This is a genomic window from Psychrobacillus sp. L3 (genome assembly GCF_042945595.1).
Lineage (GTDB): Bacteria > Bacillota > Bacilli > Bacillales_A > Planococcaceae > Psychrobacillus.
This window is the reverse complement of record NZ_CP168493.1, coordinates 3,279,739-3,293,415: the sequence shown is the minus strand read 5'-3', so window position 1 is coordinate 3,293,415 and position 13,677 is coordinate 3,279,739. Positions and strand designations below refer to the sequence as shown.

Annotated in this window: 9 protein-coding genes; all 9 read left to right on the top strand. The window is 34.6% G+C overall.

The window, feature by feature from the left end; translation table 11 throughout:
* Positions 1 to 6 precede the first annotated feature (6 nt).
* Complete coding sequence (locus ACEPXD_RS16400; protein WP_391123312.1) at positions 7 to 957, top strand: ABC transporter permease; 951 nt, start codon at positions 7 to 9, stop codon at positions 955 to 957.
* A gap of 16 nt (positions 958 to 973) precedes the next feature.
* Positions 974 to 1,900, top strand: coding sequence for an oligopeptide ABC transporter permease (gene opp4C / locus ACEPXD_RS16395; protein ID WP_391117656.1), 927 nt, complete (start codon positions 974 to 976; stop codon positions 1,898 to 1,900).
* Between the two features lie 25 nt (positions 1,901 to 1,925).
* Positions 1,926 to 3,560: an ABC transporter substrate-binding protein gene (locus ACEPXD_RS16390; RefSeq protein WP_391117654.1), complete on the top strand. Its 1,635-nt coding sequence runs from the start codon at positions 1,926 to 1,928 to the stop codon at positions 3,558 to 3,560.
* A 110-nt stretch (positions 3,561 to 3,670) separates the two neighbouring features.
* Positions 3,671 to 5,290: an amidohydrolase gene (locus tag ACEPXD_RS16385; protein ID WP_391117652.1), complete on the top strand. Its 1,620-nt coding sequence runs from the start codon at positions 3,671 to 3,673 to the stop codon at positions 5,288 to 5,290.
* A 14-nt stretch (positions 5,291 to 5,304) separates the two neighbouring features.
* The gene (locus tag ACEPXD_RS16380; protein WP_391117649.1) at positions 5,305 to 6,480 is read left to right on the top strand and encodes a M20 family metallopeptidase; all 1,176 of its coding nucleotides are present in this window, start codon (positions 5,305 to 5,307) and stop codon (positions 6,478 to 6,480) included.
* A 262-nt stretch (positions 6,481 to 6,742) separates the two neighbouring features.
* Positions 6,743 to 7,684: an AEC family transporter gene (locus tag ACEPXD_RS16375; RefSeq protein ID WP_391117647.1), complete on the top strand. Its 942-nt coding sequence runs from the start codon at positions 6,743 to 6,745 to the stop codon at positions 7,682 to 7,684.
* 634 nt (positions 7,685 to 8,318) lie between these two features.
* Positions 8,319 to 8,597: a DUF1292 domain-containing protein gene (locus ACEPXD_RS16370; RefSeq protein WP_391117645.1), complete on the top strand. Its 279-nt coding sequence runs from the start codon at positions 8,319 to 8,321 to the stop codon at positions 8,595 to 8,597.
* Between the two features lie 258 nt (positions 8,598 to 8,855).
* Complete coding sequence (locus ACEPXD_RS16365) at positions 8,856 to 11,087, top strand: YcdB/YcdC domain-containing protein (RefSeq protein ID WP_391117643.1); 2,232 nt, start codon at positions 8,856 to 8,858, stop codon at positions 11,085 to 11,087.
* A gap of 206 nt (positions 11,088 to 11,293) precedes the next feature.
* On the top strand, positions 11,294 to 13,531 hold the full coding sequence (locus tag ACEPXD_RS16360; protein WP_391117642.1) for a YcdB/YcdC domain-containing protein: 2,238 nt from the start codon (positions 11,294 to 11,296) through the stop codon (positions 13,529 to 13,531).
* Positions 13,532 to 13,677: the final 146 nt, after the last annotated feature.

Below are 13,677 nucleotides of genomic sequence, written 5' to 3'. Positions count from 1 at the left end.
GGAAAAATGTTCTCCTATATTATTAGAAGGTTACTTATCGCAATACCAGTGCTATTTGGAGTAACGATATTTAATTTTATTATCATCAACTTAGCACCTGGAAATCCAGTGGAAATGTTTTTAGATCCTAATATTTCGGCAGATATAATTGAGCTAAGGAAAGAGCAACTAGGATTAACCGATCCGATTTGGCTTCAGTATATTCATTGGATTACAAATGTGCTACAAGGAAATCTTGGTTTCTCTTATAGTACATATGAACCTGTTTCATCCATTTTATTGTCAAGAATAGGCCCAACTTTTTTGTTGATGGCATCATCTCTAGTTGTAGGTCTTCTTATTGCAATCCCTCTAGGGATCTTAAGTGCTACAAAGCAATACAGTAAACTAGATTATACGACAATGGGAATGTCATTTTTAGGAATATCCATTCCTGGATTCTTTTTAGGCTTAGGGCTAATCTATTTCTTCGCTTTAGAACTAAACTGGTTGCCTACTGGAGGAATGATGACTTTAGGAGGAGAAGGAGACTTTGTTGATCGAATTAGACATCTCATCCTTCCTGTAATAGTACTAAGTATTTATGTAGCTGGAACGAACATCCGTTATGTTCGGTCTAGTATGCTCGAAGTATTGGGACACGACTATTTACGAACCGCAAGAGCGAAAGGGTTACGAGAGTTTTTTATTACGAACAAGCATGCTTTGCGAAATGCACTCATTCCAATTATCACTGTTATTGGAATTGAAATACCAATGTTACTTGGGGGGGCGGTTATAACCGAACAAATCTTTCAATGGCCAGGTATGGGGCAATTGACAATACAGTCTATTATGTCCCGTGATTATCCAACGTTAATGGCAATTAATTTTATTGCAGCAATCATGGTGTTATCCGCTAATCTATTGACTGATATTCTGTACTCGGTTGCTGATCCAAGGATTAAATATGAATGAGAAGGGAGACAAAAAAATGGCAATGCCTGGCATGAATCTACAAAAGGAAGCCCCAATAGGAGGAGCACGTGAGAAATCAGTCCAGGAAATAGGGCGAACTGAAAGTTATTTATATATGATTGCCAAACGTTTTCTGAAACATCGTTTAGCAGTTGTGGGGCTTATTTCTATGCTATTACTTGTATTAATAGCCATTTTTGCACCGTGGATTGCACCACATAGTCCCTATCATTTATCTGACTCTTTCGGAGAGGCACCATCCTCAGAGCATTGGTTAGGAACTGATCAGGTTGGGAGAGATGTATTGAGTCGATTAATCTATGCATCACGAGTATCTCTTCTAGTAGGAATTGGGGCAGTTTCAATTTATGTAACAATTGGAGTAATTTTTGGATCAGTCTCTGCTTATTTTGGTGGTTGGATAGATATGTTTTTCATGCGTGTAACTGATGTATTTATGTCATTCCCAACTTTAATGATTATTCTAGTAATTGTAAGCGTATTAGGTCCAAGCATAACAAATGTAATATTAATTTTAGGATTTCTAGGATGGCCACCAGTTGCTAGGCTCGTAAGGGGGAGTGTACTTACCCTAAAAGAGATGGACTTTGTAAAAGCATCAGTTGCACTTGGATATAGCACATGGAGAATACTTTTCATTCACATTTTGCCAAATGCCATTGCTCCAATTCTCGTTTATGCGACTTTTGGAATGGCTGGGGCAATAATCATCGAAGCGTCACTTAGTTTTCTTGGCTTGGGAGTTCAACCGCCTACAGCAAGCTGGGGAAATATGTTGACTGATGCACAATCATTAACAGTACTGACTTCATTGCCATGGCTTTGGGTTCCACCAGGAATCATGATTGTCATTGCGGTGTTATCAATAAACTTTATTGGAGACGGATTACGAGATGCAATGGATCCAAAAAGTTTGAAATAAAAAAATAGAACATGGGGGAATAAAAATGAAAAAAAGCAAGCAAAAGTTATTTGTTTTTATTAGTATTATCTTCTTACTATTATTGTCTGCATGTAGCCAAAACACACAGGATGCTACATCAGGAAAAGGTAAATCCAGTGGCTCATCATCAAATGGAGGAAAAGCAATTTATATCGGGATGACAACGCCTCCATCCCAGTTAAATCCAATTAACGCAAAAGAATTAAATACACAAATTTTGTCTTCCATTTTATTTGAGAGTCTATTTGAATTGGACAATTCAATGGAGTTTCTACCTAAATTAGGAGAAAGTATGGAAACAGAAGATAATCAAAACTTTGTAATTAAGTTAAATCCTAAAGTGAAATGGACAGATGGAGAGCCTTTTACAACGGAGGATATCGCATTTACACTTCAAACAATGGCTAATCCTAAAGTTGTAAGTGTTGGTCTACAGTCGCTTTCTATAATTGAGGGGCTGAGTGACAATGGTACACTACCTGATGGTGAAACAGAGATTACTGGTATCGAAATTATCGATCCTCATACATTCAACGTCCATACAAAAGTACCGGTAGATATTAACTTCTTGAAAGAGAAGCTTGGAGTTGATATTCGATTTTTACCAAAACATGTATTAAAAGATGTAGATCCAGAAAATTTGCATCAAGATCCATTTATGCGCAATCCAAATGTAACGAATGGAGCATTTAAATTAGTTAAAATTGCTAACGATCAATACGTTGAATTTGCTGCAAATAATGATTATTATCGAGGAAAACCAAAACTGGACAAGCTATTTTTCAAAGTGTTACCTTCAACAAATCTTGTAGCACAGTTACAAACAGGTGAAATTCAAATGAATAGCCCATCCATAGGTCCAATAGCTACGGATGATTTGGAAAGAGTAAAAAATATGTCCAATGTTACATTGACTACAGGAGAATCATTGTTCGCTCAACAATTATTTGTAAATTTAGAAACTATCACTGACAAAAGAGTACGACAAGCGATTGTCCAAGCTATTGATCGTAAAGTAATTGTTGAAAATGTACAGCATGGAATGGGTGAAGTAACTGATGGACCATATCCACCTGCACATCCTTATTTCAATAAAGATAAAGAAGTTTATGCATATAATCCAGAGAAAGCAAAAGAACTACTAAAGGCCGCTGGTTGGGATTTCAACAAAACAATAGATTTTGCAGTGCCAACCGGAAATAAAGCCCGTGAGCAAGCAGCAACAATCATTGCAGAGAACTTAAAAGAGATTGGAATGAAAGTTGAAATAAATAAATATGATTTGCCAACAGCTTTACAAAAGGGAGCTAAGCATGAATTTGATTTGCTTTTTATAGGTATACCATTTACTTTAGATCCTGATAGAAGTATCTATTATCAAACTGGAGGACCATACAATTTCTCTGGTTATAGCAATCCACAAGTTGATAAATTAATAAATGAAGGAAGAATGGAAGTTAATCCCGAAAAACGTCATGTGATTTATGAGCAAATGGTGGATATTTTACATGATGAGTTACCGAACATTACCCTTTATTCTCTAAATTCACCGGGTGCAGTTTCTAATAAGGTTAAAGTAGGAGAACCTAAAGATTATGGAATGTATTATAACATCCACGAATGGGATATTGAAAATTAATATGGAGTAATATTGCACACTCTTAGCATAACTTAAGGAAATTCTTGCTAGAATTACTTGGTAATGCTAAGCGTGTTTTTTACTAGAAAATAGAATAAAGGTGAAGCAAAATGAAATTAAAAGAAAATGTTGAGTATATATTTTACAATGGGAAAATCTTCACGTCTAATCCGGATCGTCCCTTTTCTAATACGATGACAGTAGTTAACGGAAAGATAACATGGATTGGAGATTTGGAAGACCAAAAAGAATTGAAAGGAGAGCTAATTGATCTCCAAGGTAAGAGGGTTCTACCAGGTTTCATTGATGCACATTTGCATCCGCTCTATTTAGCTCGTACATCTAAACAACTTTCCTGCACTCCACCAATCATTTATTCTATCGAAGAGTTGATCGAGAAACTACATAAACAGAGTAAAATCCAAAAAACAAATGATTGGATCGAGAGTTGGGGATATGATGAAGGTAAGTTAACAGAAGGTCGTTCTCCCACACGTTGGGATTTAGATAAAGCAACAACTGATACTCCAATAGTAGTAACTAGAACATGCGGACATATTGTAGTCGCAAACAGTAAGGCATTAGAACTAGCTGGAATAAATAAGGATACACCAAATCCATTTGGTGGCGAAATTGATAGAGATGAGAATGGCGAACCTACAGGGATATTACGTGAGACAGCAAAAGATATAGTTAAAAATGTAATGCCAATTCCCACAATGGAAGAAAATGCAGAAATTCTAGCAGAATTAGGTCAAAAACTATTTGAATATGGAATTACTGCTATTTCGGAACTTATGGCGTTATCAAATCCAATTGACTATTTAGACATGTACAACCAGGCTTGTAATAAAGGATTGAAACAGCGCTCAGTATTATATTATATATATGAAGATTTAAAAGACCAACCTATTTTAGATAAGGAACTGACGAACAGAGAAAATAATGTTCACATTGGCGGTGTAAAATTATTTGCAGATGGCAGCGTATCCGGTCAAACCGCATGGGTAAATCCTCCATTCTTAGGTGGAAACGAAAATTACGGAATACAGACAACATCCGTGGAAATATTAGAAGCTGCTGCGGAAATAGCAAAACAAAATCGCATTCAATTAGTCGTACATGCAATGGGTGAGCAAGCGATTGATTTAATCGTTAATACTTTTTATGAATCAAAAGGATGGTTATCTGATGCCCCATCAATCAGAATTGAACATGCAGCAATGCCAACAAAACAAGCTTTACAACGTGCAGCTATGGCAGGAATAGCATTCGTTACTCAGCCTATTTTTTTATATGCAGAGATTGAGAGCTACGTTCGTAACTTAGGTTCTGAACGAACAAAACAGACATATCCAATAAAAAGTATGTTGGATGCGGGGATAAGTGTAGCATTTTCTTCAGATGCACCTGCCACAGCTTGGGCCGATCCAGTAAATCCATTTGTAGGTCTAAAAGCTGCTGTTACCCGTATTGCATATGATGGCACAGATGTTGGTCAGGATCAGAAAGTAGACGTTTCAACTGCTCTTACTCTATATACAAAAGCAGCGCAAGAGATTACTAGAATTCCGAATGTGGGTCAACTTAAAGCTGGTTATCATGCAGATTTTATTGTACTTGATCGTGATATTCTAACAATTCCAAAAGATGAAATTGATGACGTACGTGTAGAGAGAACGTATATGGGTGGAAACTTGGTTTATTTAAGAGAAGGAACGTCAAAATAATGGGGGACGGAAACATGACAAAAGAATCCTTGAGTATACAAGTAAAAAGTGTGAAAGATGAAGTAATTCAATGGAGACGATATCTTCATAAGAATCCTGAATTATCTTTTCAAGAAGTAGAAACATCCCAGTTTGTATACGAAAAGCTTCTGTCTTTTGGAGAGCTTGAGGTATCTCGACCTACCAAGTTTAGTGTGATGGCTCGTTTAATTGGTGGACAGAAAGGTAAGACATTGGCGATTAGGGCTGATATGGATGCACTTCCGATTCAGGAGGAAAATACATTCGATTTTGTTTCCCAAAAACCAGGAGTTATGCATGCTTGTGGTCATGATGGTCATACAGCAATACTGCTAGGAGCCGCTAAAATTCTATCAGGAATGAAAGATAAGATCAAGGGAGAGATCCGTTTCTTATTTCAACATGCCGAGGAATACTTTCCTGGTGGAGCACAAGAGATGGTGGATGCAGGGGTGTTAGAAGGTGTCGACTTTGTCATTGGTGCTCACTTAATTTCAAATTTTGAAATAGGAAAAATAGGAATTGTTTATGGACCGATGATGGCTTCTCCTGATGGATTCTTCATTACGATCAAAGGAAAAGGTGGTCACGGAGCGATGCCACATGATACAGTTGATAGCATTGTGATTGGTGCACAGGTAGTAACTAATATCCAACACATAGTATCACGAAATACAAATCCTTTAGATAATCTTGTCGTAACTATCGGTAAGTTTGTCGGTGGTGAAGCTGGAAATGTTATTGCAAATTCTGTTGAAATAAACGGTACAGTTAGGAGCTTTGATGAAAAGGTTCGCGAATCAGTTCCAATTCTAATGGAAAGGGTATTGAAAGGAATTACAGAAGCACATGGTGCATCTTATGATTTTGAATATATGTTTGGGTACCGGCCAGTAATAAATAATGTAGAGATAACAAAGGTTATAGAAGAAATGGTCCACGAATTGTATGGAGAAGAAGCTGTATCCTTACAAGGACCGTCAATGGTTGCGGAAGATTTCTCCGCGTTTTCTCATGTAGTACCTGGTGCGTATTTTACAATAGGTGCAGGGAACAAGGAGAAGGGAATTGTATATCCCCACCATCATCCACGTTTTACATTTGATGAGGATGCGATGGAATATGGCGTGAATGTTTTTGTGAACTCGGCATTTAAGTACTTAGATTAAAAGAGCAACAATTTGTTACCATTTTTATAGAATGAAGAAAGGTTCCAAAAGTGTGAAGAGAAGATTTTTTTGTAATAGGCATATTCTTTTTAATTGGAGTAAGAAATAATTAGCAAGTAACTATATATACTAATCATCATCCACAATTCCATGTTGATGATGATTAGTATAAATAGTGTAAATATTTTTGTAAGTATTATTTTAAAATTTTATCAGTAGAAAGTATCGAGAGATGCTTCTTTCGAATAGGTAAGTAATAAATATGGAAATAACACAAGTGATTCAATCCATTACAATTATTTCAATTATGATTACCATAGGAGCAATTATATCCAAAACATTTAGGATAAACGAGGATACAAGAAAGGTTTTTATTAGTATTATCGTGAATGTTGCTATGCCATGTATTATCTTGTCTAGTATTTTCCATGTGGAGATGAATGAAAAAAGATTTAAGATGATTATGCTTGTATTTTGTCTTTCCGTTATCATAAATATTATTGGAATTGGATTAGGATGGGTGTTTTCTGGTGTATTTTATAGAAGTTCCACGAATAGGAAAGAGCTTGCATTGTTATCGGGTTTAGGAAACACTGGCTTTATTGGTATTCCTTTATGTGCTGTTCTTTTAGGACCAGAGGGTGCATTGTATGCAGCAATTTTTGATGCAGGAGTAGATTTTACAATTTGGACTTTAGGTGTGTTTATGTTGCAAAATAAAAAGTCTTTTTCAATTCAAACGTTTAAATCAATGATTAACATTCCTATAATAGCTATTATAGGAGGTTTGGTAATTTCTTATGTGCAATTTAAACCACCTACATTAATTATTGATCTTGTGGACCAATTATCCAAACTGGCAGCACCCTTAGCAATGTTTTATATTGGTATTTTAGTAATGACTTTGCAACGTTCTAAAGTGAAATCATCTCGTACTAAGATTTGGCTACCGATTACAACTAAGTTGTTGATTCTGCCAGGTATTGTGGCATTAATCATACTTTATATAAAACTACCACTTTCAATAGTACAAGTCATACTTATCCAATCAATGATGCCTACACTTACTCTTGCATCTATCCTGTTTGCAAAATATTACGCAGACGAAGACATTGGAGCAATCACAACAGTTGTTTCTACTCTAGTAGCCTTATTAACTATTCCATTTATGATCTTCTTGATGAATATATTTGTATTGAGTTAGTGGTGGTAAAGAATACAGGTCTACAATTTCTTTAAGATGGTAGATGAAAGCATTCAGAACAAGGAAATGGAAGTACTAGTTCTGTTAACTGTATTGGAATAATTGAATAAAACGAGGAATTATCCATGATCGAGAGGCAGTTATGGAGTGATGTGGTTCCTTGCACGAGCAAAGGTTCGTTTTAAAACCTCAATTGTGCAATACTTCCCTTAGCAAATCAATTCATTATGTTGCTGCAATGTTCTACTTAGTACTAAAGTTACTCTTCACTTATGTGTTTAGCAAAATGGAAAAAAGGTTCAATCTTCAAACGAAAGTTTAGTACTTATTAATAATATGAAGCATGGTGATAAAAGGAAGAGTTTTTCAACTCTCTCTTTTATCCCATGCTTTTTTATAACCCATAGAATGAAGGACGTTAGAGCAACTGGTGAATTGAGTGCTTACAAGACTAAATTTGTTGCCCTTTGCCATTAAAATTAAGATCATTCTTTCGATTTTCTTTATTTTCTTTCCAGTTTTTTAAACACAAAAAAGTGCGTACTTTTCTATATTCTTTTGGATGAATAAAACATTTGAAGGGTAGACTAATTTGGAAGATTTAATTGAATGAAAATATTAGGAGTGAATTGTAATGTTAGAAAAAATGGGAAGCATTGAAGTTGGCGATATTCTTTCGGTGATGGATCGAGATAATCAAAAGCAAAAAATTGAAGTGATCGGTCTGCTTACTATAGAAGATAAGGAATATGCGGCTTTTGCATTTGCAGATGATGGGGAAGAAAAAAACGAGAAAGAGGTAGGTGTGTTCTTTTTCCGAAATGTTGATGGCGAGGAGTTAGCGGAATTAGAAACAGAAGAAGAGTATGAAAAAGTATCTGCAACTTTTATGGAAATGTTAGAAGCAGGATAAAAGGAGTATATAAGCTTCAAGATAAGTCCCTTTAAGGAAATATTAATGGAATTGGCAAATACCTATAAGATTTTCTACCTAATCCAAGTATTAGATAGAAAATCTCTTTTTTTATTTCAATGGAATGTTTTCGCTCTACCATTCATAGACTCTATAGAATTGTTTCCAATTGCCATTAGAAAAGGAATCATGAAAAATTGATTCCATTTTACGGAATTTAGAACCCAGTTAATACACAATTGAAATAGGAGGATTATTTTGACTAATTTAAAGAAATTTGGTTTTGCATTAACTTCTTCTGTATTATCACTAGGCATGTTATCAACCATTGCATATGCTTCTCCAACTGGAAATGAAACACCACAAAAAATACAAATCCAAGTAGCTGCTACCGAAAAAGTTTTCACCAAAAATGATTTAATTAAGAAATTTCAAGCATTATTTCCAAAACAGTTTGATTATTTAACAGCTAGTGATTTTCAGATGGGAACTGGTTACTATTATTTTGATGATAAAGAGGTACGCTATAATTTATCCTTTAATAAGGTGCTAAATGGCAAATCCTTGTACGGTAGTGTTGGATTTGTAGGAGAAAATTTAGAAATTGAATCGTTTTACTTTCAACCAACGAATGAAAAAGATGCATTATTTCCTGCAAAAGTATCCAAAGAAGAGGCAAGAAAAATTGCAGATCAATTTATGCAAAAGTTTATTACTGACCAAGAATATCAACTAGAAGCGGACTCTTTTAACTATTATCCTCAACAAATTTTAACAGAGCCAATTCGTTATAACTTTTCCTTTACTCGCACCAAAAACAAAGTATCCATTTCTGATCAAAGAATTGAGGTAACTGTTCTAGGAAATGGAGAAGTTACTAACTTTTACATGAACCCTTATAAAAGATCTGCTACGTTTGAAACTACTAAACAATTATTAGATAAAAATGAGCTATTAAAGAAAGTGAAAGATAATCTTTCTGTTGAATTACAATATCAATTAGATATGGACTACAGAACAGGTGAACAACGTATTAAGCTCGTTTACCAACCATCGTCCAAAATACAAGGAATTCAAGCATCTACTGGGAAGTGGCTTACTTCAAATGGTTACTTAGAAGAAAGTCCAAAGAAAACAAAACTGGAAAAGATTTCAGCGAAACCAATCCCACCAAAACAAAAAGGAGTTACTTTAGAAGAGGCAAAGAAAATTGCGGAAAAATTTATCCAATCAAAATCAAAGTCGGATAAAATTAAACTAACCATTAACGCAATAGACGAGGTTCAAAACTATAATGGCAAGAATGTAATCCGTGTGGATTATATGTATGACTATGGGAATGGCGGACATGGAACAAGTTTGGAAATTAATAAAAGCACTGGTGAAATTATTCAATATTACGACATGACAAGGGACATCTTACAACAAAATGGTGAAAAGCCGAGTAAAGAGAAGTCCCTTACGCAAAAAGAAGCTCTTACACAAGCAGTAAAATATGTAAAAGAGATGATACCATCCTATCTACACAATTATGCTTTGCCAGTAGACGACGCATATTTTGATGAAATGCAACAATCCTATTACTTCTCCTTTCCAAGAGTGGTAAATGACATTATGGTGATTGGAGATCAAATTAACGTAAGTGTTGCAGGAGACGGTTCTTTAAATAGCTTGTATATCAATTATCAAGAAATTGAAAAATGGCCAACAAAAGATAAAGTAATTTCTGAAAAAGAGGCGTTAGCAAAATTAAAAGAGTCTCTAAGCTTAAAAATTACTTATCTCAAACCAATGCAAGACAAAAAAAATCAATATGATTTAGTTTATGTACCTGTTTTTAACGAAAACTCGTTTAGCTTTTTAGATGCTACTACGGGAGAATGGAATAGCTTAGACAATGGGAAAAGTCCAGCTGCGATTTCACATCCTTGGGCTGAAGAGGAATTAAACTACCTGATTAGCGCCAAAATATTAGACGTTAAAGATACTAAAAAATTTAACGGGGATGCTGCTATTTCAAAAGGGGAAGCTTTAAAAGTTTTGTTAAATTCCCTCACTTATTTCTATGATGGTATGTATTATTCTAATAACGATAATAAGAAACAAACGTTTGATAATATTGACCCTAAACACCCATTATATCAAGCGATAGAACGCGCAGTAGATATGGGTGTCATTAAACCAAATAGTAAGAGCTTTGATGTGGATACTCCTGTCACAAGAGAAGAATTAGCAGCATGGTATATAAGAGTACTAGGTCAAGAGCAATCGGCTAAATATAGTAATATCTATAAACTTGATTTTGCAGACGCAAATAAGGTTCAAAAAGAGTATACGGGTTACGTTGCTATTGCAAACTCTATTGGTTTATTTAAATTGGATAATAATCAATTCAACCCTGCTCAAGAAGTGACATATGCAGAGTTAGCAGTTTCAACAATTCTCCTTGCCCATGAAATATCTGAAAATAGAAATGCTTTCAGATATTAATCAAACAAAACGAGAATTCTCCATTCTAGTAAGATTTTGGTTCTTAGGTGACTTTTATAGAAAAGATTTTAGATGCAAACACTTATGAGGTTTTCTATCTAATCCATGCATTAGATAGAAAATCTCTTTTTGTTAATTTAATGGAATGTTTCCTTTTTACAGAATTTAGTGTACAATTTAATTACTACTGGAATAGGAGGGTTATCTTGGTTAATTTTAAAAAAATTGGTATTGTATTGACGTCTTCCGCATTATCTCTTGGAATGTTTTCATCTATGGCCAATGCTTCAACTACGATGAACATGCAACCAGAAAAGGTACAGATTCAAGTCGCTGCAACAGAAAAAGATTTCTCAAAAAATGATTTAATTAAAAAGCTTCATGAGTTGTTCCCAAAAAAGTTTGATTTTTTATCGAATAGTGATTTTTATATGCATAGTGGTGGACATTTTTATACCGATGATGATACATTGCGTTATAATCTATCTTTCCATAAGACAATTAATGGAAAACAATTGAATGGTAGTGTTACATTTGTTGGTGAGGAATTAGACATTGAGCAATTTTACTTCCAGCCACCAGTTGAAAAAGAATCTTTATTCCCTGCAAAGGTATCAAAAGACGATGCTAGAAAAATTGCTGGAGATTTTGTTAAGAAATTTTTTGGTGGAGAGGAATATCAGCTAGAAACAGATCCTATTAACTATTTTCCAAGTCAAATATTATCAGAACCAATTAGTTATTCCTTTTCTTTTGCTCGCACAAAAAATCAAATATCTATTATGGATCAAAGAATAGGAGTGACTGTCCAAGGGAATGGGGAAGTAGTTAATTTTTCTCGAAACCCAATACAAAAGAAAACTTTTACCTTTGACGATGCAAAACAATTAAAAGATAAAGATGGTATTTTAGAGAAAATTAAAGAAAATCTAACTGTTGATTTGCAATACCAGATTAATAACGATTATCGAAGTGGTGACCGTAGTGTTCAACTAGTTTATCTACCAACTACTAAACTGCGAGGGGTCAATGCTTCTACAGGAAAATGGCTAACAGCAGATGGATATGCAGAAGAGTTTCCAAAGAACACAAAAATCGAAATGATTTCTGCTAAACAACTTCCACCAAAACAAAAAGGGATTACATTAGAACAAGCAAAGAAACTCGCAGAACAAATGCTCAAAGTAAAAAGTGATAAAGTTAAATTAAACATTGAATCGGTCGAAGAAGTAAAGAATTATAACGGACAGGCAGTCATTCGTATTCAATATATGTATCAATATGCGAACGGCGGATCTGGAACAGGTCTTGAAATAGATAAACAAACCGGTGAGATTATTCAATACAATGATATGACAAGCAACCTTCTAGAACAAATTGGGGAGAAATCTAAAAAAGAGAAACCGATTTCTGAGAAAGATGCGCGCACTCAAGCAATAAAATATTTAAAAGAATGGATTCCTTCCTATTTACACAACTACGCAATGCCGATAGAGGACCCTTATTTCGAAGAGAGATTTGGTACTTATAACTTCTCTTTCCCTCGAATTGTAAATGGTATTGTTGTAATGGGTGACCAGCTAAATGTAAGTATAGGTGCTGATGGTTCCTTAAATGGCCTAAATGTCAATTATCAAGAGATGGAAAAATGGCCATCTATTGACAAAGTTATTTCTAAAGAAGATGCTAAAGCTATTTTGAAAAAGAATTTAAGCTTAGAACTTAATTATATGAAATCAGATAATAAAAAAGAAAACCTTCACTATGATTTAGTGTACTTACCGACATTTAATAAAGATTCTTTTAGTGTTTTAGATGCAAACTCGGGGGAATGGAGCAGCTTATATAATGGAAAGAGTACTTCTGCCATTACGCATCCTTGGGCAGAAGAAGAGCTTAATTATCTTATCAATGCTAAAGTTTTAGACATTAAAGATACTAAAAACTTTAATGGTGATGCATCTGTTTCAAAAGGGGAAGCATTAAAAGTTATGATGAATTCCCTTACTTATTTTTATAGTAATAGTTATGATAATGAAACAGAAAATAAGAGCCAAACGTTTAAAAATATTGATCCTAAACACCCGCTATATCAAGTTGTTGAACGTGCAGTTGATGCCGGTATTATTAAACCAGATAACCAGAACTTCGATCTTGATTCTCCAATTAAAAAAGAAGAATTAGCAGTTTGGTATATCCGCGTTCTGGGACTAGACCAAGCAGCGAGAAAAAGTAGTATTTATAAACTTGACTTTGCCGATGCAAATAAAGTGAAACCAGAATACGCTGGTTATGTTGCTTTAGCAAATTCAATGGGATTATTAAAGACCGATCAAAATAACTTTTACCCTGATCGAGAAGCAACGTATGCAGAATTGGCGGTTTCAATTATCCTACTAGCTCATGAAATATCTGAAAAAGGAAATAGCCTTCGTTATTATTAACTATCAATCATTTCAAAACCCTTTACCGTATGAGAAATCAAACGGTGGAGGGTTTTTGTTTGTCTCAACTTTAGTTTTCCAACTAAAAAGAACCTTATCGATAGTTGAAATAAACCAAATAGGCTTGGGGTTAGAGAATTTTTTTC

Bases quoted from the DNA above. Each gene is read 5' to 3' on its own strand.
- ACEPXD_RS16400 (WP_391123312.1), top strand. From the start codon at position 7: ATGTTCTCCTATATTATTAGAAGGTTACTTATCGCAATACCAGTGCTA.
- opp4C (WP_391117656.1), top strand. From the start codon at position 974: ATGGCAATGCCTGGCATGAATCTACAAAAGGAAGCCCCAATAGGAGGA.
- ACEPXD_RS16390 (WP_391117654.1), top strand. From the start codon at position 1,926: ATGAAAAAAAGCAAGCAAAAGTTATTTGTTTTTATTAGTATTATCTTC.
- ACEPXD_RS16385 (WP_391117652.1), top strand. From the start codon at position 3,671: ATGAAATTAAAAGAAAATGTTGAGTATATATTTTACAATGGGAAAATC.
- ACEPXD_RS16380 (WP_391117649.1), top strand. From the start codon at position 5,305: ATGACAAAAGAATCCTTGAGTATACAAGTAAAAAGTGTGAAAGATGAA.
- ACEPXD_RS16375 (WP_391117647.1), top strand. From the start codon at position 6,743: ATGGAAATAACACAAGTGATTCAATCCATTACAATTATTTCAATTATG.
- ACEPXD_RS16370 (WP_391117645.1), top strand. From the start codon at position 8,319: ATGTTAGAAAAAATGGGAAGCATTGAAGTTGGCGATATTCTTTCGGTG.